The organism is Acinetobacter sp. YH12040, assembly GCF_013420005.1.
GTDB classification, from domain to species: Bacteria; Pseudomonadota; Gammaproteobacteria; order Pseudomonadales; family Moraxellaceae; genus Acinetobacter; species Acinetobacter amyesii.
The window spans coordinates 101,706-128,139 of record NZ_VOZB01000009.1; the positions used below are offsets into that span (position 1 = coordinate 101,706).

Genomic DNA, 26,434 nt, shown 5'->3' on the forward strand with positions numbered 1-26,434 from the left:
GTTGCCATATTAGAGTGAACAAAACTCACCACTGTATGGAACATTTATGAGTACTTTTACGCATCGATATCTTTCTGCTTTTCGTGTCCTACAACAGGCATGTTGTTGTGCTATGACACTCGCGATGATGCGCGCTTAAATTCTAAAAGCTGTCTTCGAGTTTCGGTCGTGCATAAGTTGAATAAAACCTACGACCACTCAGATTAATTTTTAAAAAACCCACGCAGTACATTCACTTCATGCACCTTGCATGGGGTTGGGGGATTTTGCGCTTTGGGAAAAATGTTAGTGAAACCAAATCATGAAAAAAACCACATTAACCGTTGCGGTCGGACTGATTTTATCCGCAACCAGTCAGCTGAGTTTTGCATCCGATGAAGCACTTCAGCAAGAACTGAGCAGCTTAAAACAACAAATTGAGAGTTTGCAAAAACGCTTAAATGCCGTGGAATCTGGTGCGACGAAAAGCCAAGTCGTCGAAACGGCCGCTGTGACGACAGACGATACGAGCAACGCCGCTGATGTTGAAGGTGAAACGCAAGTTGCAGAAGTAACCACAGCAACATCCGAAGATATCGACGGCTTACGTGCAGATATTGGAAACTATAAGTACGATCAGTCACGTCAATATGAACGTCAAACCACCAAATCGACCCGTGACACAACCCTGTATGGCACGGTTCAACTACGTGCCAGTGCGCTCGATGAAACGGGTGTGTTGGGTGCAACCAAATCGACATTTGATATTGGGACTGCGCTAATTGGTGTGCGCGGGAATTTATTTCGTGATTATAACGAAGGCAAAAACCTCGATTATCAATTGTCCTTTGGTTATGGCAAACGCAATGATGGCACCAATAACAGTAACTTTAATTTACTGGATGCCTTTGTTCGCTATAACGCTTTTGCCACCAATGCGGGCCCCGAAACAGCCAAACTCAACTTTACGCTCGGTCAGCAGTTATTGCCCTTTGGTCTAGATGTGCAGTCTCCTGAAGATTTGCGTCCAACCATTAGTACCGCTGCAGCTTCGACCTTTTTAGGACTGTTTAATCGTCAAAATGGATTTATCGTCCGTGGAGATGCCAAACCTTTTGTCGACTTTGCATCGAACTACCGTGCGCCGCTATTTGAGTATGCCTTAGGGGTAACCAATGGGAACGCCAGTAATAAGGCAGATGACAACAACGGCAAAGATTATATCGGTCGTGTGGCTTTTACCTTGCCAGTGGACTACGCCAGCATTTTCCGTGAGTTGAAGTTTGGGGCCTCTTATATCAAAGGTGAATCGAAAATTTCAGCCAGCGGAATCACTGATAATGCTGCAAAACGCGATCGTTTGGGTTTCGATATTTATTATAACCACGCCCCATTTGGCGTGACCTATGAATATCTGCAAGGCAAGACCGATTATGTCGACACTGTAGCCCAAGACATCAAAGAAGCCAAAGCGGAAGGGCATACTTTTACCGCTTTCTACACCTTGGGCGATCAGTTCTACAACAGTATTAAATCCAATGCCAAATTTGATGATTTCTGGCCGAAGTCAGTCCAAGGCTATTACCGTTTTGACTGCTATAACCCGAATAAAAACAACGCGACTTATCTCGACACCGCGAGCGGCCGTATTGGTGAATATGACATTCACTCTTTGGGTTTAAATCTGTTTTTTGCGCAAACCACAAAATTCCAATTACAGCTGAATCACTACCTGTTTGATGTCGAAACGGCAAATCAAAAAGACACCAATGAGCTGCAAGCTCAGGTTCAGTACACCTTTTAATTCAAATATTTAAACCATTAAGGAACATTTAAAATGAAAATTATCTCTAAAAAAATCGCAGCCACATTCTTGGCACTTTCAGCACTTGGTTTAAGCGTTCAATTGCATGCTGCCAATCCCAAAGAAATTCGCATTTCAGTATCAGCTGCGGGTGAGGGGGGTAAACCCAAAGTGGGCGGTAGTTTTGTAGCTACAGCACATTTACGAGGTGTGCTCGAACAAGAATTTAAAAAAGATGGCATTAAGGTGAATTGGCTGTTCTTCCCCGGAGCAGGCCCTGCAACCAACGAAGCTTTAGCCAATGGCAAAGTGGACTTTGCATTGCATGGCGATTTGCCCTCATTGGTTGGACGTTCAACGGGATTAAAAACTAAAGTCTTGTTTTCAACAGGGCGTTTTGGTCCTACCTATGTGGTGGTGCCTGCCGGATCAAATGCTAAATCCTTTGCAGATCTAAAAGGCAAAAAATTCTCCGTCTTTAAAGGCACCAATGGTCAGATCGTCTTTAACCGTGTATTAGCAAAATACAATTTAACTGAGCGCGATTTACGAGTGATTTCGCAAGATGCTTATTCGGCACGTACGGCGTTAGCGACGGGAGATATTGATGCCACGATTACTTCGCCATTTAGTTTGCAAGCACGTGGTGTGGCGAAAACATTATTGGAAATTAAAGATCCGAAAGTATCACCGATTGCGCACTTTTGGGTGACCGAAAGCTTTGAAAAACAATATCCAGAGGTGGTGCAACGTGTCGTGACGACACTGATTAAACAAGCGCAGTGGAGTTCTCAAGAAGCCAACCGTAGTGCGCAATATAAACTTTGGGCACAAAGTGGCATTCCGTTGGTGGATTATCAAAAAACGTGGGATGGCTGGAATTTAAAAGACCGTACTACACCATTACTCGATGAATTCCATCGTTCACAAATTGACAGTGCTTTAAAAATTGCCAAAGACGCTCGCTTAATCCGTCGTGATGTGGATACCAAAACATGGTATGAGCCGAAGTATCTAAATAATGCCTTGAAAGAGCTGAAGTTAGAGGGTTACTGGCGCCAATTTAATGCTCAAGGTCAACCGAAGTAAGTCGCAGCCATGAGTCGTCCGATTGAAAGCAATGTAATTGCCAGTCCATTAACCACCAAATTTATGAGCAGTTTTGTGCTGCTCACGATTTTGGCTGGACTGGGTGTGGGTGTCGCACGGGTATTAATTTCCTTGTATGCCGTGCATTTAGAAGCCACCGAATTGCAATTGGGGTTAATTTCAGCAGCGCAAAATTTTGGCATTTTGATCATGGCATTGCCGATTGGCGTGTTGGTACAGCGCTTTGGGTCTTTGAAAATATTCTGCATGGGCAGTGTGTTGGGCGCTGTGGTCTATAGCTTAACGCCACTCAAAGCTGGTGCATGGTATCTCTTTGCGGTGACAGTCTTGGTGAGTTTTGTCTTACCCATGCGCTTTGTTTCGATCAATACCGTTTTTTTGAGCAACTTAAAACGTCTAGGTCCAGCCCGTGCGGGTTGGTTTCGCGGTTCGCACATGATGGGATATTTCCTGATTGCGCCTGCGCTGAGCGTGTTGTTGATCGAGCATTTCGGCTATGGCGGAAGTTTTTATGTGGTGTCTTTGCTTTTTTTAGGCACCTTGCTGTTGGCTCCGTGGTGCTTTCAACGTAGCACTCCGCAAGCGACGAATCACCCGCATTTTCAATGGCGAGATATTGTGGCGCCTTTGGCACTCATCAAAACCCATGCCTCGCTGCGGATTGTCTGCATATTGGAATTTTTGAGCAGCGTGGCAAATAACTACTTTGGCTTTTTCATTGTGGTGATTGCTATCCAAAGTTTTGCACTTTCAGAGCCAATGGCGGTGATGCTGCTGACCGTACAAGGCATTGTGTTTGTGGGATCGCTATTTAGCATGGGCGGTTTGGCTGAGCTGATGGGTTATCAAAAATTTTATTTGATTGGCCTAAGCCTGATGGCAACGGCATTACTGATTTTAGCCTTAACCAAAATCACGCTGTTGATGTGGCCTGCTTCGGTCATGTTTGGACTTGGACTCGGTATGTTGCATATCGCCAATTTTATGTCTTTCGCCCGAGTCGGTGAGCAAACCGCGATGGCTAAGATTTCTCCAATTTTAGCCCTCGTCGGACCTTCGGGTGGACTGTTGGGTGGCTTGATAGGCGCCGTATTTGGCGCACAGGTTGGACTACAAAATTTATTTTTACCAATCGGGCTGGTGTTTATTGGTCTGATTATTTTGATCAGCAAAGATCAGGAATTTATTCAATTTTTAAAACCTGATGTCTCAGAACAGAGCGTAAAAGGACAAGAATTATGAGCCTTACGGATGTATCTGCACATTCGGTTCCCTTGCAAAGTGACCGAAGTGCGTTGGATTTTTTTAAGACCTATTTAAAACTAACTTTGCAAGTGGCGTGTGGACTCCTGATGCCAGTTTTGTTGTTCGGTCTATGGTATGTGGCAACACTTAAACAGTGGTTGCCTGAGCAGATTTTACCTGCACCGAGTCTGGTGTGGCAAAGCACAGTCGAATTATGGCAAAGCGGAGAATTGAGTTTTCATTTTGCCATCAGTGCCAAACGTATTTTATGGAGTGTCTTGCTTGGTGCCAGTGTCGGGATTTTGCTTGGTACTGTGTTGGGATTAGCAAAGCGTAGTCGGGACTTTATTTTTCCGACGGTGAATCTTGTTGCTCAATTTCCGATTGTTGGCTGGATTCCATTATTGATGATTTTCTTAGGCATCGATGAGGCTTTGAAGATTGCCGCTATTTCATTGGCTGTGTTACCACCGCTGTTGATTGCAACCTATAAGGGCATTACTCATGTGCCGAATAGTTTGATGGAAGTGGCAGAGGTTTACCAATACAGCAATTGGCAGAAACTCAAAGAAGTGATTTTCCCAGCTGCACTACCCAGTGTGATCAGTGGTTTACGTCAAGGCATTATGCAGGCGTGGTTGGCATTGGTTTTTGTCGAGTTATTAGCAAGTAGTGAAGGAATTGGTTATCTCATGGTGTGGGGACGTCAGCTAATGCAGATGGACTTGATCTTCATGGCGATCATTTTGATTGGTATTACGGGCTATGTCTTAGATACCTTGCTGGCTTGGTTAGAAAAAACGGCACGCTTTCACGCAACCCGAGTAGGAGGGAACTCATGAGCATTCTTTCATTACACGGGGCAGCGCGCCAAGTCTTAGTTAAAGCAGCAAAAGCACTCGTTCTGCCTGTGACATTTATCGCACTGTGGGCTTTGGCTTCACAGCAAAACTGGGTCGATCCGAAGTTGATTCCTAGTCCATGGCTCGTGCTGCAAAAAGCTGTGATCGTGCTCCAACAACCGAGCTTTTTGACAGGTTTTAGCGAAAGTTTGGCACGTAATTTTATTGGCTATGGCATAGGTGCTATAGCGGGTGTGTTATTTGGCATCTTGATCGCGAGTTCACGCCTTTCGAATTGGTTATTTGCACCGAGCTTTCATGTATTGCGTCAAATTTCGCTGTTTGCATGGTTGCCACTAATTTCGACCTTTTTAGGTGAGGGACATGGCGCCAAAGTGCTGTTTATTACCTTGTCGGTGTTTTATCCCGTGGCGCTACACACCTTTGAAGGTGTGAGCAGTATTTCGCATAAATATCGTGAAGTGGCCGAAGTCTACCAATTTCCCAAGACATACGCGTTTCGTAAATTGATATTACCCGGTGCTTCGGCGCAGATTTTTGTCGGTTTACAACTTGGGCTGATTTTCGCATGGCTTGCCACCATCGGCTCTGAATTTTTATTGGCGAACTATGGCAATGGTCTGGGCAATATCGTGATTCAAGGGCGTCAGGCTTTTGATGTCGAACTGATTATTTTTGGCATGTTGCTGATAGGCATTGTGGGCGTGTTGCTCAATACGGTACTGACTTGGGTTGAGCGTAAAGTTTTAGCTTGGCAGCAGGTTGGATAGGAGAACATAACAATGAAAAAAATGACAATCCATAACATTCCTCAACTCTGGCGCAATATGTTCCTTGCAGCATTGGTCGGTGGCACAGCCTTGGTTGGTTGCAGCACGCAGCGAGTGGATGAACCTCAGCAAGTGGCTTTAAAAGAACTACGCTATCAAAGCTATCCGGGACTGGTGTCCTTACCTGAATTGGCACAAGACTTGGGCTATTTAGGCGACGTTAAACTCAGTTATGTCGGCACGGTACAAGGTGGGCCACAAGATTTACTCACTTTGGTGGCCGGTGATGTTGATTTTGCTGGCGCCTTTAATGGTGCTGTGGTGAAGGTCATCGCTGCGGGTCTAGATGTCGTTCCCGTAGTGGCTTCTTATGGCAGTGATGCTGAACAAAACGTGGGTTTTTATGTGCTAGAAAATAGTCCTATTCGTAGCCCACGAGACTTTATTGGCAAGAAAGTCGCAGTGAATGCCTACGGGGCGCATTATGATTTTGTGGTGAAAGATTATTTGGCTCGCCATGGATTAACCGATGATGAAATCCGTCAAGTTGAGCTGATTATGTTGCCACCGGTGAGCTCAGAACAAGCCTTAAGGAATGGGCAAATTGATATTGCAGTGTTCTCTGGCATTTTGGAAAAACGTGCCTTAAAAAATGGTGGTGTACGCAGCATCTTTAAAGATATTGACTTATACGGCCCCTTTACCGCAGGCAGTTTTTCGATGCGCGGAGATTTTATTCAAGCGCATCCCGAGTTGGCTCGCACCTTTGTCAGTGGCGTGGCCAAAGCTCAAGAATGGCTACACAACACGCCGAAAGAGCAAATCATTGCCCGTATGGAAAGTATTATCGAAAAACGTCAACGCAATGAAAATACAGCACTGATTCCATATTACACAGGCACAGGTGTCCACGAAGTGGGTGGTGTGCAAAAAGATCAGGATTTTGCCCCATGGGTGAGTGCCTTAGAAAAAGAACACAAATTAAAACCGAATCAAATTGAGGTCAGTCGCATCTATAGCAATGAATTTAATCCCTATGCGAAAGACCAAAAATCAAAAGGAACATAACAATGACCAGTGCATTACATTTAGATCACGTGCGTAAGGTTTTTCCTGCACAGAACCATGTCGGCAGTAAAAACTATAAGCCAGAATTTGTTGCTGTAGAAAATGTTACTTTGGATATTCAGCCGGGTGAATTTGTTTCAATCGTGGGGCCAAGTGGCTGTGGAAAATCTACATTATTAGACTTAATTGCGGGTTTAACCAAACCGTCTGCAGGGCAGATTATACTGAGTGGTAAGCAGATTACTCAACCGGGTTTAGACCGTGGCATTGTGTTTCAGCAATATGCGCTCTATCCATGGTTAACCGCACTGGAAAATATCGAATTTGGTCTAGAAGCCAAAGGCGTAGCAAAAAAAGAACGCCGTGAAAAAGCCGAATACTATTTGCAGCTTGTGGGTCTCAGTGGCTTTGAAAAGCATTATCCGAATGAGCTTTCCGGCGGGATGAAACAGCGGGTTGCGATTGCCCGAAGTTTGGCTTATGAACCAGAAATTTTATTAATGGATGAGCCCTTTGCTGCCCTAGATGCGCAAACCCGAGAAACCTTACAAGCCGAGCTGATCAATATCTGGAAAAGCTCGAAAAAAACCATTGTTTTTATTACTCACAGTATTGATGAAGCAATTTATCTGAGTCAGCGCGTGGCGATTATGACCTCAAGACCGGGGCGAATTAAGGAAGTGATTGAAATTCCTCAAAGCCTGCGCAGCTCCAGTGAAGATGTCCGTTCATTGCCTGAATATGGCCGAATTCGCCATAAAATTTGGTCATTGCTCAGTGAAGAAGTGATTAAAGCGCAAGCCCTCGAAAAACATAAACAGCTTGCACATAACTAAAATATTCAGAGGATTTATTTATGTCATCGACTAAACAAGCCATCAGTTATACGCAATCGTATAACGACATTAAACCCAGACTACAATTCACTTGGTTAAACACGGTCTTTAAACGCACCATTGCCATTGTGGCTTTTTTCTTGCTGTGGGAGATTCTGCCGCGGAGTGGTGTGGTCAATCCGGCTTTTTTACCGCCGTTATCTGTGGTATTGGAAACTACATGGCAGCTATATCAAAGCGGTCAATTAGGCATCCATTTCTTGGCCAGTATAAAGCGTTCCATTATTGGTTTCATTTTGGCCCTAGCGATCGCCATTCCTTTGGGTCTCATCATTGGTTGGTACAAGCTCGTGGCTGAAACCTTAAATCCCTTGTTAGAATTGTTTCGAAATACCACAGCATTGGCGTTGATGCCGCTGTTTATCTTATTTTTAGGCATTGGTGAAACCTCAAAAATCAGTCTGTTGGTCTACGCGTGCACATGGCCGATTTTATTGAACACCATTACAGGCGTACAAACGGTCGATCCTTTACTGATTAAATCGGCACGAACCATGGGCCTAAAACCCTATCAATTGTTCCGAAAAGTGATTCTACCTGCATCCGTACCCACGATTTTTGTCGGTATCCGTCTGGCAGGGGCGATTTCGATTTTGGCCTTAGTTGCAGTAGAAATGTTTGGTGCCAAAGCAGGTCTGGGATATCTGATTATTTATTCGCAATTTAGCTTTGAAATTCCACAAATGTTTGTAGGCATATTAGTCATTACCCTCGTAGGCTTATCCTTTAACTATTTCTTGATTGGACTAGAAAAATACTTTACAGCGTGGAAACGAAACCCCGTGGAATAATCTAGACAAAATGGAAAAATAAATAAAAAACCTCGGGATATACCGAGGTTTTTTATTACTGATTTTTTATATTTAAAATAATGCAATGAATAAAGAATAATGTAGATGAATATTTATGTATCAGTTTTTGGGATTATTATTTTAATGTGGAATAAATAAAAATATGACTTATTTATAATAAGCCATATTTAATTAGGCGAGTGCGAATCACGTTCCTTGTCACTCCAAGCAAACGAGCCGTATGCACTTGATTGTATTGACAGTGCTGATACGCACTTCGGATAAATTTTTCTTCAATCAGCTCATTAATATTGTCATGCTTAAGTTGATTTGCGGCTTGAAAAATTTGTAAAAAGGTCTGCTCAAGTAACTGTCCAGCATCTTGAATATCTTTGATGTTGGCTACAGCAGAGGTGGCATTTTGTAAGTTAAAAGGTTCTGCACGCGAAAACGACGATGCACTTTGAATACTCGAAAAACTAATATCTTCTGGTTCAATCACACCTTTTTCACTAACTAAAATCGCATGTTGAATGGTGTTTTCTAATTCGCGAATATTTCCCGGCCAGCTATGTAAATGGAGTTTCTTGAGCGCCAATGGGCTGAGGCGTAATGGTGTGTCATGTGGGTTGGTTTGATAGACCTGAATGAAGTGTTTAACCAAAGGCAAAATGTCACTACGACGCTCTGAGAGACGTGGAATGCGTAGCAACGCCACATGTAAGCGGTAGAATAAATCTTCCCTGAAACGCCCGTCCTGTACGGCATGCTCTAAATCGACATTGGTTGCGGCTATGATTCGGACATTAATTGGAATGGATTTGAGTGAGCCGACTCGAACGATCTCTCTTTCTTGTAAAACACGGAGTAATTTGACTTGCATAGGCAAGGACAGGTCACCAATTTCATCTAAAAATAAGGTGCCATTATGGGCTGCTTCAAACCAACCGACACGGCTATTAATTGCCCCTGTAAAGGCTCCTTTTTCATGTCCAAATAATTCGCTTTCGACTAATGACTCGGTAAAGGCACCACAGTTCACTGCGATAAATGGACCTTTGGCACGATGGCTTAATTGGTGGATTTGGCGTGCAACTAACTCTTTTCCTGTGCCTGTATCACCAATGATGAGTGCATTGGCCTCACTTGGTGCAATTTGTTCAATTCGAGACAACAACGCTTGCGATAACGGGTCTGCAAAGACCGTCGCTGTTGCCCGTTTATGTTTCAGTGCAGAGGGCACTGCAGGGTGGGTCAAAATAGACATATCGTTTCTTATAGTTGTTGACAATGCAGATCATGATGAAAGATTTAAAAATAAAAGATAAATAATAATTCGATATTTAAATATCAGTTTCACCGATAAATTCATGCGTGGATTATTTATCTGATTTTAAGATAAATAAAATCGGGATAACTAAAGGATAAATCAAGATATAGCAAGTGATTGAACTGTTTTATAGTAAAGCTCTCTAAATAACAAAAGGCATAATTAAAATGGCGATTACTTCAGTAAATGTGCGAAACCAATTCAAAGGCGTGATTAATGAAATCGTAGAAGGTCCTGTGGTTTCAGAAATTGATGTGGAAACCAAAGCGGGCTTTTTTACGTCCGTGATCACGACACGTTCGGTGAAGGATTTAGACTTAAAAGTAGGTTCAGAGGTGGTGGTGTTAATTAAATCGACGGAAGTGTCACTGGCTAAACTCTAAGGTTTAGTCCAGCAAAGTTTGTCAGCACAAATAGAGAATAATGATATGAGCGTAGAACAAGCTGGTTCGGTTTCTATTCAGCAGCTAACGAAACATTATCCCACACAAAAGCAAGAAGACTTAACCGTACTTAAGGACATTAACCTGAATATTCAGCCGGGTGAGTTCATTAGTATTGTGGGAAGTAGTGGCTGCGGAAAATCCACATTATTACGGTTGTTGGTTGGTCTAGAGCGTCAGTTTCAGGGCCAGATTTTGGTTGATGGTCAGCCTATACAGGGCACGAGTTTGGAACGTGGTATCGTGTTTCAAGATCATCGCCTGTTTCCATGGTTGACGGTACGGGAAAATGTACGGATTGCATTGCATAAAAGCCAGTTTAGCCGTGCAGAAGAAGATGTATTGATTGATGAACATTTAGAGTTGGTCAAATTAACCCAATTTAAAGATGCTTATCCTTCGCAGTTGTCTGGTGGGATGAATCAACGTGTGGCGATTGCCCGGAGTTTCGTGAATCGACCACAGATTTTGCTGCTCGATGAACCCTTTGGTGCACTTGATGCGTTGACGCGTCAAAATTTACAGGATGAATTACAGCGAATATGGCAAAGTGAAAAAATCACCATGATCATTGTCACCCATGATGTCGAAGAAGCGGTATTTTTGGGCGATCGAGTGGTGGTCATGCAGCCACATCCGGGACGAATTAAACGTATTGTAGATATTCATTTAGCCCATCCGCGTAAACGCGAAGATGTCCGTCTGACCAATATTAAAAATGACATTTTGACTGACTTTAGTGATCCAGTAAAAGATCAGTTGCTTGAACCTTTATCTCACCGATTTGCCGATTATAAATTTGCATGGTAAGTCTGAATTGACCATCACCTAGACAATGTAAAAGCCCTGAATTCAGGGCTTTTTTTAGGCTTATCAAATATAGGTCAGTATGATCATCGTTTAAGTTGGATTAATATCAGTCCATAAAAATGCCCCAGTTGGGGCATTTGTTTTTCAGTTTTATTAAACGTTGGTTTATGAGGCTTGGGAGGTATGTCTTTTTTCTAAAACATATTGGTTTTCAGGTCGTTTTAAACCTAAGTTTTCTCGTAAGGTCTTGCCTTCATAAGCCGTTCGGAATAGACCGCGACGTTGCAGTTCAGGAACGATGAGATCGACAAAGTCATTCAACCCTGCAGGTGTTGTTGGTGGCAGCACATTAAAACCATCGGCAGCGTCATTCTCAAACCATTCTTGCAGTTGATCTACGACTTGTTCAGGCGTACCAATCAAGGTCCAATGTCCACGGGCTGAAGCGATATATTGATAGAGCTGACGAATACTAAAATTGTGCTTACGGGCAATATCAATCATCATTTGCTGACGACTGGAGAAATTAATGTCTGCATCTTCTATTTTCGGGAAAGGGGCATCTAGATCAAATTTGGCCAGATTAATGCCACCTGCCAAAGCAGACAATAAACTTAAACCCACTTCTGGGTGAATTAAGTTATTTAAAAAGTCATATTTTTCTTGGGCTTCTTGCTCTGTCTTGGCAACAAAAATCGAAACCCCCGGCATAATTTTCAAGTCATCCGCATGGCGGCCATATTTCACTAAGCGGTTTTTGACATCACGATAAAAGGCTTGCGCATCTGCTAAGTTCTGCTGTGCTGTAAAAATCACTTCGGCATATTTACCGGCTAGTTCACGACCATCTTCAGATTGCCCAGCTTGAACAATCACCGGATAGCCTTGCGGTGGGCGAGAGACGTTGAGTGCACCCAGTACCTGATAGTATTGGCCCTGATGATTGGGCTGATGTTGTTTTCGGGCATCAAAAAATTGCCCAGTTTCTTTGTTGTAATGGAAGGTATCATCCTCCCATGAGTCCCAAAGTTTTTGAGTCACCTCAATAAATTCATCGGCACGTTCGTAACGCTCTTTGGGTTCAGGGTGCTGCTGAATGTTAAAGTTTTTTGCGGCATCGGCAGAGGCTGTCGTTACCACATTCCACGCAGCACGACCTTTAGAAATATGATCTAAAGAAGCAAATTTACGCGCCAAAATATAAGGGTCTTCATAAGTCGTAGATGCTGTGGCAATAAAGCCAATATTTTGCGTCACAGCAGACAAGGCTGCAAACAATGTGACGGGTTCAAAGCCGACGCCTTTATCGCCTAAACCTTTTTCACCTTCGACAGCAGAACTCCAACGGACAGACAGACCATCGGCAAGAAAGTAGGCATCGAATAGACCACGTTCTGCGGTTTTTGCCAGTTCAATTGCATAATCAATATTGAGATGATCTTGTGGGCGAGATTCTGGGTGGCGCCAACCCGCGACATGCTGTGAGGTGGTTGGAATAAAAGCCCCAAGCTTTATTTGACGTTTAGACATAAAAAATTTCTCATCCCAATTATTCTTAAAAGATAAAAGGGATAAGAACAAAATCTATGCCAAACCATAATTGTTTGAAAATATGTAACTTTTAAATCTATTGTGTTTTAAGTGTAGATAAATCAACAGGATATAAAACCAAATGTTGAAAATTAAACAGCAGTTTAACGGCAAACTATATGCATGGATCTGTACAAGATTTTCCATATGTAAACTTAAAGCGTGTATTGGCATTGAACGCTATTAGCATATTTTATAGCAATACTTTGATGGCTTTTCGTCTCCATACCAGTTGGTAATACAGCCCTTGTAAAATACATAAGCTAACAAAGGCCAAAGCATAGGCATACCAAATGCCTTTTAAGCCCCACCATTCACTAAATAGGTAGGCACACGGCACTTCAATGCAAATAATCGCCATAATATTAATAATCATCGGCACGGTCACCGTTCCACTGGCCCGCATGATGGAAGCAAAAATCGCACTGGCACCAAAAAATAAAATCGACCAAAGCACAATGAACAGCAATTCTTGACCGAGAACCACAACTTCAGGATCTGTAATAAACAGCGCCATTAAATGTTTAGAGAATAAATAGCCCAATGCCACCAAGATGCCAGTAATAATGAAATTCATCCCGATGGCCGTACGTTTCACGCGATTAATTAGTTCAGATTGACCCGAACCGATGGCTTGCGCGGCAAAAATAGAAGCTGCAATCGCGATGGACAAGGCCGGGAATTGGATATAGTTCAAAACCTGATTGACCGCGCCATATGCAGCAGTGGCATCAGCACCATGGCGGTTAACTAAACCGACAATCACGAGACCGGCCACAGAGGTCGTGACCATCTGAATACCTGTAGGAATGCCTAGTTTTAAGATAATTTTGCTGAGATCATGTTGATGGCGAATATGACGAATCAACTCGAAGTCGAGTTTGAGCGGATGATCTTTCTTTTTTAAGTAGAAATATAAAAACACCAAGGCAATTAAAAAGCCGATATGACTGGCAATGGCAGGGGCAATAATACCTAAACTTGGAAATCCAAATTTTCCTGCAATTAGTACTGGTGTAATGATCAGCCCTGAACCAATGGTCATACCCGATGCAATCAGCGGTGTTGTACTGTCACCGACCCCACGCAAAATCGAGGTGTAAATAATATAAATAAAGAGTAGTGGACTACCCGCAAGCATCCATTGCACATAAGGCAAAGATAAATGCATCACGTCAGGGGCTGTGCCTAAGGCCAATAAAATGGGCTTGGCAAATATCACCCCTAAAAAGGCAATGATGCTGCCACCAATCAAGGTCATAAAAAGGGTGGAACCCACCACAGTACGAACTTTTTCAAGGTTTTGCGCGCCCCAAGTTTGACCCACCAACACGGTTGCACCTGCCGAGAGTCCAATCACAAAAGCCATTAAACAGAACAAGATCGGGAAAAATACCGCAACGGCTGCAATGGCATGCACCCCAAGCATCTGACCGACAAAAACGGTGTTAATGGTCCCAGATAAATTCTGCAAAATATTGGTGGCGATCAAAGGCACCAGAAAAACTAAAAACGTTTTCCATAAATTTTGCTGAGTAACGAGGGACTGTTGTTTTGACATGCTCAGGTCCTAGACGCGGCTTTTTATGATTTTAAGTTACTGATAACACTATCATGTTGGCATTCAAAAAAGCCTTAGTTTTTGAGTAACCAAGGCTTCATTATTTCTACATGTCTGTTTTAAAAAAACGTTTGGGCAGATACGGCTTTAAACCGCGGAGAGAATCTTTGCAGCTTGATCTAAGGTGGCATCTTGTTTGGCAAAACAGAAGCGTAATAATCGTAAATTTTCCGGCGGTTTTTGATAGAACACTGAGACAGGAATCGCCACGATTTTATGTTGCTCTGCCAACAACTGACACATTTCCACATCGCTTAAATCTGGGCGTATGGCACTGTAATCAAGGTTTTGGAAATAGGTACCTGCGGACGGAATCAACTCAAATTTAGAGTGGCTTAAGCCCGCATTGAAACGGTCACGCTTGGCTTGGTAAAAATCGGCCAATTCAGCAATGTGCTCAGGATGTTCTGCCATAAAGTTAGCCAATGCCATTTGTACGGGCGTAACACCGCAGAAATTTGCAAATTGATAGATTTGGCGAAACACTTGCATCAAGGCTGGCGCTGCAATGCAATAACCAGTTTTCCACCCTGTGACATGAAAAGTTTTACCAAATGAACCCACGACAAAACTACGTTCACGCAGCTCAGGAAATGACAAAGCAGATAGATGCTGACGACCATCAAAAATTAAATGCTCATAGACCTCATCCGACAGCACAATAATATTTTTATCTCGAATCAGTTCGATCAAGTTGAGCCAGTCCTCACGATCCCAAATAGCACCTGTTGGATTATGCGGTGTATTGACAATAATCATCCGGGTTTTATGGTTAATCGCAGCGGCAACACGATTCCAATCCACAGTAAAATGGGGCGTCTCTAAGGCAATGTGAATGGGATGAGCCCCAACCAATTTTACACTGGGCGCATAACTGTCATAGCTCGGATCAAAAATAATCACTTCGTCACCCGCATGAACCACGGCTTGAATGGCACTAAAAATACCAATGGTTGCACCCGGGGTAATGGTCACTTCGGTGTGAGGGTCAATATTTAATTGGTCTCGATGGGCAAACAGTTGGACCAATTGCTCACGTAAATGCATCAGTCCATCGCCGGGTGCATATTGGTTAAAACCCTGTTGCGTCGCATCACTTAGCGCATTTAACAGTGCTGGAGGTGCAGGAAAATCAGGAAAACCTTGAGATAAGTTCAGTGCATTTAGACGCTGCGCCATTGCACTCATAACGCTAAAAATAGTCACACCTTGGGCAGGCAGTTTGGATTCAATTGTAATCATGGAGCTTAAAATTTTTTATAGATTGCATTTTGAGTGTAGCAGCATCTCAGCGGCTGCGAAAAGTTAGCTCAGCAAAAATGATCCAGTATTGATGTTCCTATTCACTTGAATCCTAAAGTGATGTGAAAGCCAAAAAGAAGAATTCAACAATTTACTTACAAAACAAGGTGGACGAAAAAATAATCATTTTCTAAAATACGAAGTTTATAAAAAATATTTTCCTTATAACAATGCTTAAAAATATTCACGCCATGGTGGAAAACTTTGGCTTTAGCGTACAGAAACGTGCGCTACATATTCATTTTTCAAATGAATCATTAAACACAGAAGTTTTTATTCAACGGATTGAGGGTCAACACCGTATCAATCAAGGCTTTCGTGCGGAAATTATTTGTCTCTCGACCAATGCTCATCTGGCTTTAAAGCAGTTTATCGGTGGCCGAGTGGCTGTCGATCAAGTGACAGATTTGGGACAACTCAGTCGCCTGACTGGTGTAATTACGGGGGCTAGCCAAGGTCAAAGTGATGGTGCACTGACCGTTTATAAACTGGTGATTGAGGATGCCACAGCGCTCTGGCATAAGCGTCGTAACAGCCGTGTCTTTATGAATAAATCGGTACGGGAGATAACCGAGATTATTTTTAGTGAATGGCAGAAAAAAAGTGCGCTGTTTGCTGCCAGTTTAAGTCTGAACTTAGAGGGGGTGGCACGTACTTATGATGTGCGTCCATTCACCATGCAGGCGAATGAAAGTGATTATGCATTTTTAACCCGCCTTTGGCGCAGTGAAGGGATCAATTGGTTAATTGATGAAGCGGAGTTATTTGTCGCATTTTCGGCTGCACCGATGCAAGCACAGAGGCTGCGTTTAATTGATACGAATCAGGCTTATAGTGCTTTAGAGCGGAAAAAAATTCGCTTTCATCGGAGTCATGCCACGGAACGTTTGGACACGATTACCAGTTTTGTGGCAGAACGCTTTTTACAATCGACCACGATTCAAACGCAGCGTTGGCAAGCTCAACAATTGGCACAAGACCAAAGTAATCCGCTCTTAAGTGCCCATGCACAGAGTGAGCAACAGCATAATGAAACCTTAAGTTTAGAGCAGGCGTGGACCGTAAGTTCGGCTTGGACAACTGACCTTAAAGGTGCAGATCAGGCGACCACTTCAAATACACAGCAATTGGATCAGTTGAATCGGCAACTCAATCAATATCAGGAATTACAAGCCAAATATTTTACCGCCAGCAGTAGCGTAAGGGATGCACAAGTTGGGTATTGGTTTGAATTAGAAAATCATCCTGAAATCGATCAACATCAAACGACAGATCGTGAATTTCTCATATTGGGCAAAGCATTTTATAACCAAAATAATTTACCCAAAGATATTTTGGTTCAATTAGAAAAGTTACTTGCGGCGAGCCGTTGGCTATCTTTAGGGGATGAACGGCAGGCCAATGAGTTGTATGTGGTCCGTCGGCAAATTTCCGTGGTGCCTGAATATGATCCTTTATTACACCGGCCACCTGCGTTTCCACAGCGGGCTAAAGTGGTCGGTCCAGAAGGTGAAAGTATTTATGTCGATGCTTGGGGGCGTATCAAAGTTCGTTTTACGTTTACCCGTAGCGATGACCACAGTCATGATGGCGGAGCAGGGAGTAATGATAATGACAGTGACTCGGCTTGGGTTGATGTACTGACCCCATGGGCAGGTGAAGGTTATGGCGCACGTTTTCATCCTCGTATTGGCGAGATCGTGGTCATCGACTTTTTTGAGGGCGATGTGGATCGACCCTTTGTAGTAGGACGAATACATGAGGCTGAGCGCTCTCAGACCATGTTTGATCTCAAAGGTCAGCTTCCTGAAACCAAAAAGCTCAGTGGTATCCGTTCGCAGGAAGTTGCGGGAGCAGGCTTTAACCAACTACGCTTTGATGACACGACGGGGCAGATCAGTACCCAATTACAGAGTAGTCATGGAAATAGCCAGTTAAATTTAGGAAACCTTAGTCACTCAAAAGAAAACGATACAAGTGAAGGTAGAGGCGCTGGGTTTGAATTAAGGAGTGATTTAGCTGGTGCAATACGCAGTAAAGGGCTATATATATCTACATATGAACAACCCAAAGCTGAAAAAAATCAATTAGAAATTAAAGATGCAATTGATCAACTTTCTGAAAGTTTATCAGAGATGCAAATACTTTCTGAGTATGCTGAAAAGCAAAAGGCTGAGCCTGCTGATATGCTTCAAAATATTGAAATTTATATAAAAAAAATTGAAGAGCAATGGCTTGAATTAAATGCAATGAAAGAAGCTTTTATGTTGATAGCTTCACCTGAAAGTATAGGAATGCTTGCAGGGAAAAATATTCATCTAAATGCATTAGATAGTTTAACAATCGGTAGCGGAAAATCAATAAACTTAAGTAGTAGTGAAAATCTTATTTTAAATGCTAAAAAGAAAGCTAGTTTTTTTGTTGGTGAAGATGATTTAAAAGTTTATACAGCCAAAGGAAAGATGGATGTACAAGTCCAAGATAATACGATGGATTTATCCTCAAGGTTGGACTTAACCATTACATCTTCTGAAGGGAAAGTGGAAATAAACAGCCCAAATGAAATAGTTTTGAAGGCAAAAAACAGTGCTATTAAAATTGATGGTAATGGAGTCACTATTATTACTCCTCAAACATTTACATCAAAAGCAAGTCAACATATTTTCACAACGGGTGTATCTGTAACTCCTAAATTGCCAATTTTTCCAAATAATATTTGTTGGGAATGTCTTGCTCGTAGATCCTCTCAAAGAGGTGCATTTGTAAATAAAGGGGACGGGTTGTAAATGATAGATAATCAAATTAATATTTTATTTAAGACATTTGAAAAATATCCTTTAGAAGATATAGGGTTAAATATATATGCACTTGCAGATGCAGCACAAGACAAGAAGTTTTTAACTAAATTAAATAATTTAAGAATGAAATGTTTATTAAAGGAAGCAAGTGGTGATAAAGCGCGAGAAATCTCTCCTCATTTAATTACATTACCAAAAGACTTTGAAAGTATAGAGTGGAGTTGGATTTCAAAAAATATTTCAGGTACTCCTAAAATGACAATTATAATTAGTAAACTTTCTTTTGAGGAGTTATATGATCATTTACGTAGTTTCCTGGAGGTTAAATTTGAAGGTGGGCTTGAAATGATACTAGCTTTTTGGGATCCATTAATACTGGCAACATTAATTGGTAATGAGAAAGATAAAACTTTATATGTTAATGGACCAGTATTTGATTGTGAGCAAGCTTCAGTTTTATTGGAACCTATTCAAAGTTGGTGGTACTGGGATAGATTAGGCAAGTTACAGGTTTTATTTGGTTTAAATAATGTTTATAACGATTTTAAAGAAAACAAAACCCCCCCATTAGTTTTTACCTCTGATCAGGAAGAATTAATGGTTGAAGCAACCTTTCCTGATAATATAATCTATTATCTGAAATTAAATAACTCTTTCTTAATAAAAGATATCCCTGAAATTGAATTATATGATTTTGTTACTTGTTCAATTCCTGAGGCTAGATTGTATGGATTAAGTGGTACAAGAGATATTTTAAACTTTATTTGTATGAAAATAATTTATGGAAATGATTACTTAAATAATTTAAAAGTTAATGAGGTTCTAAATCTATTAAAAGATAAAAAAATAGATATGGATGAAGCAATGAAATTGTTAGTTATTAAGGCTAGTTAGTATAAATATTTAGGAGAGAATAGTGAATATTTTTAAAATAATAATTTTACCTGTTAGTTTGGCTTTAAGCACTATAGGGTGTGCTGGAGTAAAGACTTCTTATATGATGGCTACTACTTCATTTAATTATAGTCCTCATTATTCCGATTATATGTTGAAAGTAAATGGAGAGGAAATAGGAGGAGGGTTTGGTAAGGCAATTTCTACAAATAAAATTCATGTTGGTAAACAAGAAATAGTATGGGGTGAGACTAATAGTGAAAATATCCACTTTTCTAAAAATGAAATTTTTCTTAATAAAGCTGAATTAAGGAATAAAAAATATCTTGCTGCTCATATTTACCCAGATGATACTGTTGAAATAATTACATCTAATAATTTACCAGTACCGACAGAAAAAGGCTTGAAATGGTTAAATAAACTAAAAAATAATAATTAAGCGAGATTTAAAATGTCTGAAATAAATCGTGTAATTGAAACAAATAGTGATGTTCCAAATAATGAACCTACTGCTAAACAAGATTGTAGCGATGTAGTACATATTTCAGTTTTTTTCGACGGGACTGGAAATAACAAGGACAAGGACAGTGATAAAAAGAAATGGTCTAATCCAGCACGACTATGGCGAAATGCTCGTACATTCATTGATAGTCAAAAGGGAGATTGCTCGAATTATGCGATTTATGCTTCTGGTGTTGGTACTCGTTTTAACGCCGACTTAAATTTTTTTCAACGTGCTATTTCGGTACTTCAAGATCATTTGGGTTTAGGTGCAGGTTTAGGGTTAGGTGGGGCTAGGCGTTTAGATTATAGCGAAGAGCAGTTAAACGATGCACTTAAGCAAGTCATGATTTTTAATGCACAGAAAGCTGAGATTGATGTTAGTAAATATGTTAATGAGAAAAAAGATTATAGTTTTGCTGAAATAGCTAAAAGTTTGGATGAGCATCGTTTAATAAAAAAAATTAATATTTCCACCTTTGGATTTTCTCGAGGAGCTGCTTTAGCAAGGGCATTTACAAATCAGTTTATGTGGCAGTGCGAATCCAGTTGTGATGGTTTAACCTATGGAACAGGTAAATATCCCATTGAGTTTAAATTTATGGGTATATTCGATACTGTTGCATCTTTTGGTTTGCCTGCAGCAAATTTAAACAATAATATTACATTTAAAGGCCGTGATATGGTAATTGATGAGCGCGTAAAAATGTGTGTTCATCATGTGGCTGGTAATGAATTGCGTTTTGCATTTCCTGTTGATTTAATACATAAAAAAAATGGTGAAATATCTAACTCTAATTGGAAAGAGTTGGTATACCCAGGTATGCATTCTGATGTGGGTGGTGGCTATACGCCAGGTAGCCAAAATGTAAATGATAACTTTGCTAGAATTCCGTTAAAAGACATGCTTCAAGAGGCAACAAATGCTGGTGTAAGAATGCTGAGTTATGAGGAGTTAGAGAAAGATCATAGCCAACTTTTTGAACAGCAATTTGAAATTAAAGAAGAAACGCAAAGATTATATAATGCAGTAAAAGATAAAATATCTAATGCTGGAAGTATTGAAGAGCAGATTATTTCATTTATGAAAGTTTATTACAGTGCTTATGGCACCTTATCTAGAAATAATGTGGATTCAGTTAGTGAAAATGCGAGAAAAGGCATAGGTAATAAAGTAAAAGATACTTTGATGTTTTGGAGTCCTCGAGACATGGCTACAGAAATGGACCGGTTGCAGGCATTAAGAAATGGTGCTGGAATATTTAAGGTGACCTCACCCGTATCTGAAAGTTATGAATATCTAATTAATATGGAAAACTGGATTTTAGAGAGTTGGAATGAACCTGCTCATGAAGATGTAACAAAATTTTATTCTGACTTTGTGCATGATTCTAAATATGGTTTTTTATTCAATGCTGAACCATTTAGTTATTTTAGACAAAGAACTGTATATGAATCACGTAGAAGTGATCAAGGTAAAGAAATAGATAAAAAGCTTAGTGAAGAAAAAGCCGTTTGTGAAATTAATGCTGATGATATTCCTCAAGAGGAATTTATTGATTCATATGAATCTGCTGTTGCTAGTAATTATGAAATAGCGTCATGAATGTATAAACATATAATAAATGAAGCCGACACTCGTCGGCTTTTTCTACTTTACCCTTCTAAAACTTCTTCCAACAGCTCTTCACTTGGTGCAAAGTAATACGCTCCGTCCATTGGCGTAACAAAGTGAAGTAAGCGGTCATGAATGCCGTCACCACTGGTGCCAAACATACGAACCAACATACTGTCGATAATGCTGAGATCTTTGGTATAAGCAATAAAGAACAAACCTTGGTCACCGCGGCCATCGCCATAAGGCAATGAATGACGCAAAATTGCGAGTTCTTCACCCTCACCATCTTCAACAACGGTACGTGATATATGTGAGTTTTCAGGTTGTTCGTCTTCGTTCAACTCAATCGATTCAAGTTTGGTACGCCCAATCACATGCTCTTGTGCATCAACTTTGAGCTTTTTCCATTTATCTAAGTTGTGTGCATATCGCTGCGCAAACACAAAAGAACCATCTGCAAAAATACCCGCATCTTCTGCTAATAATGCTGTTTCAGCACGGTCATCTGGAAATTGAGGGTTTTCAGTACCATCAATAAAGCCAGTTAAGTCACGGCCATCGAAATTACGGAAGCAAACACGCTCATCTAAAACCTCAACTTTATCTTGAATGCCATCAAAGAAAGCTTGGCTTAAAGCAAAGCAAATATCTGTACGCTGTGCTGCAATGTGAATCAGTACATCTGCTGGGGCTACAGGCATGTTAAATGAACCTTGAATTGGATCAAGTTGTTTAAAGCCTGCCGGAGCTTGACTGTAAAGTTGTGCCCAAAGTTCAGGTCCAAAAGCCACAGCTGTTTTAATCTGTGCATTAGGATGTTGGGTAATCAGACGATCACGAGTATTCAATAAGTCTTCAAGTTGTTCTTTTAATTCGCTAATCGTTAAATCTTTTAAACGTAAAACAATAAAACGAGCATGATCTGAGGGTAATGGCAAAATTACAGATTGAGCAGACATTCATGGCTCCTAAAAATTATAATTTCTGAGTGGCTGTGTATATTGTGCCTTAAGCAGCGCTGAGAGTGTAGCCTTCATTTGGCCTTTTAGCGTGCATTATTGTCATGAAAATAGAGTAAATGTCATATAATACAGACCCATTTCAAACTTGAGCTAATGATGTCCTATCAAATCTGGATTGCATATATGTTGGCATGTTGGGTAATTAGTGTTTCCCCAGGTGCAGGTGCAATTGCGTCTATGTCGAGTGGTTTGAATTATGGGTTTAAGCATGGGTATTGGAATGCAGTCGGCCTGCAATTGGCACTTTTGGTTCAGATCGCCATTGTTGCAGCTGGGGCAGGGGTCTTATTTGCGACGACACCATGGGCTTTTCTGATCGTGAAATGGTTTGGAGTGGTCTATTTATTGTATTTGGCTTATTTACAGTGGACAGCGCCAACTCAGTCAATTGAAATCCAACAAGATTTGCCCAATAAATCACGTTCAAAATTAATTTTACATGGCTTTTTGGTTAATATGAGCAACCCTAAAGCGATTGTATTTTTGTTGGCAGTTTTGCCGCAGTTTTTAGATTTATCTAAACCCCAATGGATTCAATATGTCATTATGGCTGCAACGATGATTAGCATCGATCTGATTGTCATGGCGGGGTATACTGGTCTCGCTGCAAAAGTGTTGCGGTTATTAAAATCACCCAAACAACAAAAATATTTGAATCGTACCTTTGCAGTTCTATTTGCTTGTGCGGCGAGCTTATTGAGTTTGGTGCATCAATAAATCCAGTTAGATGATTCTGAGCATCGTATTTGACGTGCAAAAAAAGCCATGCAGTTGCATGGCTTTTTCATTTTGATATGTCGCGAATTGAACAATGAACGGTGCTACTCAAGCGACTTTCTTAAATTTTTGCATAATAAAAATTAGGGCAAAGAGCAGCGCCATGGTTAATACAATAGTCAGTCCTGTAGAGGTGTTTAAACCAGCACTTGACCATAACCCCACGGTCACACCGACTTGGGCAATGATGAAAGACCACAGCACCATTTGTTTCGGGGAATTTGCCAATAAACGAGCGGTTAATGCAGGAATCACTAACAATGCACCCATCAGCAATGAGCCGACAGCACGTAAAGCCAATACGGTAAATAATGCCAGTAATAACATAAAAATCAGACGTTGCCATTTAGCGCTGACACCTTCACTGACCGCAATGTCGGGGTCAATGGCAATCTGAATTTGAGATTGCCAACTTTTATACAGCACGGTCAGTGCCACAATGATCACCATTGCAAAGACAGGCAAATCTGACCAAGAAATGGTGAGTAAATCACCAAATAAATAGCTGAGTAATTCAGGTCTTAAGCTAGGCAAATGTTGTATGAAGAGTAAGCCAGAGCACAGGAGTGTTGCTGAACATAGCGCGAGCAAGGCGTCATTGGGCAAGCGTGGATCGTGTAACACCCATAAGATTGCAACCAATAAGAGTGCAATCAATGTAACGCCTGTCCAAAGCGGTAGACTAATCGCACCGGCAATGGCGACACCGAGTAAAGTGCCATGTGCCATGGTGTCCGCAAAAAATGACATGCGACGCCATAACATTAAACAGCCAAGCGGCGCAGTCAGGAACACCAGCAAAGTGCCCATGATCCATGCTGGCAAAAGGAGTTGTAGCCATTCCATCATGGATTATGCTTCCGGTTCAGGGTGAATATGAGGACGAGAGTCATGCTGGCAAGGCGTTGCACTATCGCCATGTGCACAGTGATCGTGATGGTGTTGATAGAACACACGGTTTGTCCCAAAGATCGCTTGATATTCAGGATGTTGCTGTACATTTTCAGGCAAGCCACTGCAACAAATATGTTTGTTCAGGCAAACCACACGGTGCGTGCCTTGCATGACCCATTGTAAATCATGAGAAACCATCAAAACTGCACAACCATATTTTTCTGGCAAGCTACGCACGTAGTCATACAGTTCCGCTTCAGACTGGATATCCAGACCTTGCATAGGTTCATCCAGAACCAATACATTCGGTTGACGCAATAAAGCCCGTGCAATCAGAACGCGTTGACGTTCGCCGCCCGACAATTGCTGAACTTTAGATTGTTGTAACTTGGCAATGCCTGTATCACGAATAATTTCTTGCTTGATATTGGCATCACATTTTTCTAGGGCCAATAAATCACACACACGTAGCGGTAAGCTGTGTGATGGATTAAATTTTTGTGGCACATATGAAAATTTTAATTTTTGTGTGCTGATCACTTTGCCAGATACAGGTTTTACAATACCCAACAACACTTTGATGAGCGTGGATTTGCCTGCACCATTGGGACCGATTAAGGTGACAATTTCTTTTTCGTGTAAGGCGAAATCTACATTTTTTAAAATGTCACGTTCATCGATTCGGACATGAACATGCTCTAAAGCCACAATGGGCTTCACATTTAGTGTTTGCTGCGGCACTGCTGACAGATCCCTGAAATTTCAATAATACTGTGATGTGCAGTAAAGCCATCGGATGCAGACAATTCATCGAGTTGCGCCATCAAGCCTTGAGCAGATGCTTCTTTGACTAATTTACAATCGGTGCAAATCAGAAATGCAGCTTGATGTCCTTCGCGCGGATGACAACATGGGATATAAGCATTAATCGACGTTAGGCGGTGAATCAAACCTTTTTCAAGCAGAAAATCCAACGTACGGTACACAGTCGGTGGCGCTGCAGGTCGGTCAGACTCGCTTTTGATTTTAGCCAAAAGGTCATAAGCGCCCATTGGTCCTGTTGCATTTAAGATCAGTTCCAATACTTCTTTACGCAAGGGCGTAAGTCGAGCACCCGTCGCACTACAGAGACTCTCAGCTTCAGCAAGGCGCTGTTCGACATTATGATGATCGTGTACACCATGCAAAGCATTATGATGTTCGTGTGAACATGCGCTCATAGCCAACCTCGAGTACGAAACTGTATAAAGAAAAAGACTTTAAATCTTAACATGAAGCGTAAGGACTTACGAACAGACGTAGGTTTTTTTACGATTTTGTTATATTATAACACTATTCATTTTATGGTGCTCTCTCCCCATGTCCCGTGTAATTCTTTTTTGTAGTTTGGCTTTATTTAGTGTGATGAGCTGGGCGCAAGGCCTCGTTGTTTCTACACAACCGATTTATCTAATCGCGAAGGATGTACTTAAGGGTGTAGAGCAGCCAAAACTATTGCTTGACCATCAATCTGGACATGATGTGAGTTTGATGCCTGCGCACCGTAAAACCGTGCAAGATGCCAATCTCGTTTTATGGTTAGGCCATGCACACGAAGCACCTTTAGCAAAAATGTTAGGTGAAAGTGGCAAAAGTATCGCTATTTTAGACTCAGGCATTATCAGTGCTTTGCCATTACGGGATGTCCGTGGCAATGCATTAAAAGGCACAATCGATACGCATGTCTGGCTTGAACCTAACAATGCGGTTCGAATCGGCTTTTTTATTGCTGCTTTACGTTCACAACAGTTTCCAGAACATCGTGAAAAATATTGGGCCAATGCGCGTGCATTTGCGCAGAAACTCTTGGTCACAGCACAAAAAACTGATGTGTCGAGCCGTGCTCAGCCTTACTGGTCTTACCACGATGCCTATCAATATCTTGAGCGCTCACTGAATTTGAAATTTACCGGTGCGTTAACAGATGATCCACATGTCGCACCGACATTGGCACAAATCAAATACCTGAAAGACCATCGTGCACAGCCAAAAGTATGCTTACTTGCAGAAGCACATGCCAGCCAAAATCAGTATCAAAAGCTCGGTGGCATCGTCTTTCAGTCGGTGGACGAAACCATGAGTGGGGCAGGGGATTTTGTAACAGCATGGAAGATGTTGGCTGATAAAACCCTGAAATGCACACTAAATGCGCGAAAGTAATGTAAAAAACAAACAACTATTGATTAGTTTGAAAGCAGTTTACCAATTTAAAAAAACACGACTAAGGTCGGGAAAAGATTGCAAGTTAAGGGGTGTAACTCTATAATGC

The 26,434-nt window shown here is 41.5% G+C and carries 24 protein-coding genes; 16 read left to right on the top strand and 8 right to left on the bottom strand.

What is annotated here, in order from left to right; translation table 11 throughout:
• Nucleotides 1–301: 301 nt before the first annotated feature.
• From FTT99_RS11610 to FTT99_RS11645, 8 genes are read left to right on the top strand one after another with little or no spacing between them, the layout of a single operon-like run.
• Nucleotides 302–1,783 (top strand): carbohydrate porin, encoded by a 1,482-nt coding sequence (locus FTT99_RS11610; RefSeq protein ID WP_180161500.1) that lies wholly within the window; start codon nt 302–304, stop codon nt 1,781–1,783.
• A 33-nt stretch (nt 1,784–1,816) separates the two neighbouring features.
• Nucleotides 1,817–2,872: an ABC transporter substrate-binding protein gene (locus FTT99_RS11615; RefSeq protein WP_180118175.1), complete on the top strand. Its 1,056-nt coding sequence runs from the start codon at nt 1,817–1,819 to the stop codon at nt 2,870–2,872.
• A gap of 9 nt (nt 2,873–2,881) precedes the next feature.
• Nucleotides 2,882–4,135 carry an MFS transporter gene (locus FTT99_RS11620; protein WP_180130826.1) on the top strand — a complete coding sequence of 418 codons (1,254 nt, stop codon included), beginning with the start codon at nt 2,882–2,884 and terminating at the stop codon, nt 4,133–4,135.
• Entirely contained in the window at nt 4,132–4,980 is an 849-nt protein-coding gene (locus FTT99_RS11625; protein WP_180010791.1) for an ABC transporter permease, read from the top strand. The genes FTT99_RS11620 and FTT99_RS11625 overlap by 4 nt, the downstream gene beginning before the upstream one ends.
• Complete coding sequence (locus FTT99_RS11630; protein WP_180130829.1) at nt 4,977–5,771, top strand: ABC transporter permease; 795 nt, start codon at nt 4,977–4,979, stop codon at nt 5,769–5,771. Before FTT99_RS11625 ends, FTT99_RS11630 begins: the two co-directional genes overlap by 4 nt.
• Nucleotides 5,772–5,783: 12 nt before the next feature.
• The gene (locus FTT99_RS11635) at nt 5,784–6,839 is read left to right on the top strand and encodes an ABC transporter substrate-binding protein (protein ID WP_257229279.1); all 1,056 of its coding nucleotides are present in this window, start codon (nt 5,784–5,786) and stop codon (nt 6,837–6,839) included.
• Nucleotides 6,840–6,841: 2 nt separating this feature from the next.
• Nucleotides 6,842–7,675: an ABC transporter ATP-binding protein gene (locus tag FTT99_RS11640; protein ID WP_180130832.1), complete on the top strand. Its 834-nt coding sequence runs from the start codon at nt 6,842–6,844 to the stop codon at nt 7,673–7,675.
• Nucleotides 7,676–7,695: 20 nt separating this feature from the next.
• Nucleotides 7,696–8,526 (top strand): ABC transporter permease, encoded by an 831-nt coding sequence (locus FTT99_RS11645; protein ID WP_078194039.1) that lies wholly within the window; start codon nt 7,696–7,698, stop codon nt 8,524–8,526.
• A gap of 172 nt (nt 8,527–8,698) precedes the next feature.
• Here FTT99_RS11645 and FTT99_RS11650 read toward each other — a convergent pair whose 3' ends face one another.
• Nucleotides 8,699–9,793, bottom strand: coding sequence for a sigma-54-dependent Fis family transcriptional regulator (locus tag FTT99_RS11650; RefSeq protein ID WP_180130834.1), 1,095 nt, complete (start codon nt 9,791–9,793; stop codon nt 8,699–8,701).
• Between the two features lie 230 nt (nt 9,794–10,023).
• On the opposite strand from FTT99_RS11650, the gene FTT99_RS11655 reads away from it, so the two are divergent.
• Complete coding sequence (locus FTT99_RS11655; RefSeq protein WP_067765474.1) at nt 10,024–10,239, top strand: molybdopterin-binding protein; 216 nt, start codon at nt 10,024–10,026, stop codon at nt 10,237–10,239.
• 45 nt (nt 10,240–10,284) lie between these two features.
• The gene (locus FTT99_RS11660) at nt 10,285–11,109 is read left to right on the top strand and encodes an ABC transporter ATP-binding protein (protein WP_180130836.1); all 825 of its coding nucleotides are present in this window, start codon (nt 10,285–10,287) and stop codon (nt 11,107–11,109) included.
• A gap of 165 nt (nt 11,110–11,274) precedes the next feature.
• Here FTT99_RS11660 and FTT99_RS11665 read toward each other — a convergent pair whose 3' ends face one another.
• The 3 genes from FTT99_RS11665 to FTT99_RS11675 all read right to left on the bottom strand — a co-directional run bounded on the left by FTT99_RS11665 (nt 11,275) and on the right by FTT99_RS11675 (nt 15,562).
• Nucleotides 11,275–12,639, bottom strand: a complete 1,365-nt coding sequence (locus FTT99_RS11665; RefSeq protein WP_180122450.1) for an LLM class flavin-dependent oxidoreductase — start codon at nt 12,637–12,639, stop codon at nt 11,275–11,277.
• A gap of 253 nt (nt 12,640–12,892) precedes the next feature.
• Complete coding sequence (locus tag FTT99_RS11670) at nt 12,893–14,260, bottom strand: MATE family efflux transporter (protein WP_180130838.1); 1,368 nt, start codon at nt 14,258–14,260, stop codon at nt 12,893–12,895.
• A 147-nt stretch (nt 14,261–14,407) separates the two neighbouring features.
• On the bottom strand, nt 14,408–15,562 hold the full coding sequence (locus FTT99_RS11675; protein WP_180130840.1) for a methionine aminotransferase: 1,155 nt from the start codon (nt 15,560–15,562) through the stop codon (nt 14,408–14,410).
• Nucleotides 15,563–15,792: 230 nt separating this feature from the next.
• Here FTT99_RS11675 and FTT99_RS11680 point away from each other — a divergent pair, with 230 nt between their 5' ends.
• The 4 genes from FTT99_RS11680 to FTT99_RS11695 are packed head-to-tail and all read left to right on the top strand — an operon-like array spanning nt 15,793 to nt 21,421.
• Nucleotides 15,793–18,408: a type VI secretion system Vgr family protein gene (locus tag FTT99_RS11680; protein ID WP_180130842.1), complete on the top strand. Its 2,616-nt coding sequence runs from the start codon at nt 15,793–15,795 to the stop codon at nt 18,406–18,408.
• Nucleotides 18,409–19,314: a DUF4123 domain-containing protein gene (locus FTT99_RS11685; RefSeq protein WP_180039770.1), complete on the top strand. Its 906-nt coding sequence runs from the start codon at nt 18,409–18,411 to the stop codon at nt 19,312–19,314.
• A gap of 22 nt (nt 19,315–19,336) precedes the next feature.
• Nucleotides 19,337–19,753, top strand: a complete 417-nt coding sequence (locus FTT99_RS11690) for a hypothetical protein (RefSeq protein WP_180039768.1) — start codon at nt 19,337–19,339, stop codon at nt 19,751–19,753.
• Between the two features lie 12 nt (nt 19,754–19,765).
• The gene (locus FTT99_RS11695) at nt 19,766–21,421 is read left to right on the top strand and encodes a DUF2235 domain-containing protein (protein ID WP_180039766.1); all 1,656 of its coding nucleotides are present in this window, start codon (nt 19,766–19,768) and stop codon (nt 21,419–21,421) included.
• Nucleotides 21,422–21,471: 50 nt separating this feature from the next.
• Here the strand turns inward: FTT99_RS11695 and FTT99_RS11700 are convergent, their stop codons facing one another.
• On the bottom strand, nt 21,472–22,392 hold the full coding sequence (locus FTT99_RS11700) for a Dyp-type peroxidase (RefSeq protein ID WP_180131966.1): 921 nt from the start codon (nt 22,390–22,392) through the stop codon (nt 21,472–21,474).
• Nucleotides 22,393–22,551: 159 nt separating this feature from the next.
• Here FTT99_RS11700 and FTT99_RS11705 point away from each other — a divergent pair, with 159 nt between their 5' ends.
• The gene (locus FTT99_RS11705) at nt 22,552–23,172 is read left to right on the top strand and encodes a LysE family transporter (protein ID WP_180131991.1); all 621 of its coding nucleotides are present in this window, start codon (nt 22,552–22,554) and stop codon (nt 23,170–23,172) included.
• Nucleotides 23,173–23,280: 108 nt separating this feature from the next.
• Here the strand turns inward: FTT99_RS11705 and znuB are convergent, their stop codons facing one another.
• Genes znuB through FTT99_RS11720 form a run of 3 tightly spaced genes read right to left on the bottom strand, consistent with a single transcriptional unit; the run spans nt 23,281 to nt 25,346 of the window.
• On the bottom strand, nt 23,281–24,081 hold the full coding sequence (znuB, locus tag FTT99_RS11710; RefSeq protein ID WP_180131968.1) for a zinc ABC transporter permease subunit ZnuB: 801 nt from the start codon (nt 24,079–24,081) through the stop codon (nt 23,281–23,283).
• A gap of 3 nt (nt 24,082–24,084) precedes the next feature.
• On the bottom strand, nt 24,085–24,876 hold the full coding sequence (gene znuC / locus FTT99_RS11715) for a zinc ABC transporter ATP-binding protein ZnuC (protein WP_180131993.1): 792 nt from the start codon (nt 24,874–24,876) through the stop codon (nt 24,085–24,087).
• Nucleotides 24,849–25,346, bottom strand: a complete 498-nt coding sequence (locus FTT99_RS11720) for a transcriptional repressor (protein WP_168378806.1) — start codon at nt 25,344–25,346, stop codon at nt 24,849–24,851. Before FTT99_RS11720 ends, znuC begins: the two co-directional genes overlap by 28 nt.
• A 139-nt stretch (nt 25,347–25,485) precedes the next feature.
• Between FTT99_RS11720 and FTT99_RS11725 the strand changes: the two genes are divergently transcribed.
• A complete protein-coding gene (locus FTT99_RS11725; protein ID WP_180131969.1) occupies nt 25,486–26,325 on the top strand; it encodes a metal ABC transporter solute-binding protein, Zn/Mn family in 840 nt (279 codons plus the stop codon).
• Nucleotides 26,326–26,434: the final 109 nt, after the last annotated feature.

Coding starts and splice junctions, on each gene's coding strand:
- FTT99_RS11720 (WP_168378806.1), bottom strand. CDS start 25,346: ATGAGCGCATGTTCACACGAACATCATAATGCTTTGCATGGTGTACAC.
- FTT99_RS11635 (WP_257229279.1), top strand. CDS start 5,784: ATGAAAAAAATGACAATCCATAACATTCCTCAACTCTGGCGCAATATG.
- FTT99_RS11650 (WP_180130834.1), bottom strand. CDS start 9,793: ATGTCTATTTTGACCCACCCTGCAGTGCCCTCTGCACTGAAACATAAA.
- FTT99_RS11640 (WP_180130832.1), top strand. CDS start 6,842: ATGACCAGTGCATTACATTTAGATCACGTGCGTAAGGTTTTTCCTGCA.
- FTT99_RS11625 (WP_180010791.1), top strand. CDS start 4,132: ATGAGCCTTACGGATGTATCTGCACATTCGGTTCCCTTGCAAAGTGAC.
- znuB (WP_180131968.1), bottom strand. CDS start 24,081: ATGATGGAATGGCTACAACTCCTTTTGCCAGCATGGATCATGGGCACT.
- FTT99_RS11700 (WP_180131966.1), bottom strand. CDS start 22,392: ATGTCTGCTCAATCTGTAATTTTGCCATTACCCTCAGATCATGCTCGT.
- FTT99_RS11725 (WP_180131969.1), top strand. CDS start 25,486: ATGTCCCGTGTAATTCTTTTTTGTAGTTTGGCTTTATTTAGTGTGATG.
- FTT99_RS11665 (WP_180122450.1), bottom strand. CDS start 12,639: ATGTCTAAACGTCAAATAAAGCTTGGGGCTTTTATTCCAACCACCTCA.
- FTT99_RS11675 (WP_180130840.1), bottom strand. CDS start 15,562: ATGATTACAATTGAATCCAAACTGCCTGCCCAAGGTGTGACTATTTTT.
- FTT99_RS11685 (WP_180039770.1), top strand. CDS start 18,409: ATGATAGATAATCAAATTAATATTTTATTTAAGACATTTGAAAAATAT.
- FTT99_RS11620 (WP_180130826.1), top strand. CDS start 2,882: ATGAGTCGTCCGATTGAAAGCAATGTAATTGCCAGTCCATTAACCACC.
- FTT99_RS11610 (WP_180161500.1), top strand. CDS start 302: ATGAAAAAAACCACATTAACCGTTGCGGTCGGACTGATTTTATCCGCA.
- FTT99_RS11705 (WP_180131991.1), top strand. CDS start 22,552: ATGTCCTATCAAATCTGGATTGCATATATGTTGGCATGTTGGGTAATT.
- FTT99_RS11695 (WP_180039766.1), top strand. CDS start 19,766: ATGTCTGAAATAAATCGTGTAATTGAAACAAATAGTGATGTTCCAAAT.
- FTT99_RS11615 (WP_180118175.1), top strand. CDS start 1,817: ATGAAAATTATCTCTAAAAAAATCGCAGCCACATTCTTGGCACTTTCA.
- FTT99_RS11660 (WP_180130836.1), top strand. CDS start 10,285: ATGAGCGTAGAACAAGCTGGTTCGGTTTCTATTCAGCAGCTAACGAAA.
- FTT99_RS11645 (WP_078194039.1), top strand. CDS start 7,696: ATGTCATCGACTAAACAAGCCATCAGTTATACGCAATCGTATAACGAC.
- FTT99_RS11680 (WP_180130842.1), top strand. CDS start 15,793: ATGCTTAAAAATATTCACGCCATGGTGGAAAACTTTGGCTTTAGCGTA.
- FTT99_RS11630 (WP_180130829.1), top strand. CDS start 4,977: ATGAGCATTCTTTCATTACACGGGGCAGCGCGCCAAGTCTTAGTTAAA.
- FTT99_RS11655 (WP_067765474.1), top strand. CDS start 10,024: ATGGCGATTACTTCAGTAAATGTGCGAAACCAATTCAAAGGCGTGATT.
- FTT99_RS11670 (WP_180130838.1), bottom strand. CDS start 14,260: ATGTCAAAACAACAGTCCCTCGTTACTCAGCAAAATTTATGGAAAACG.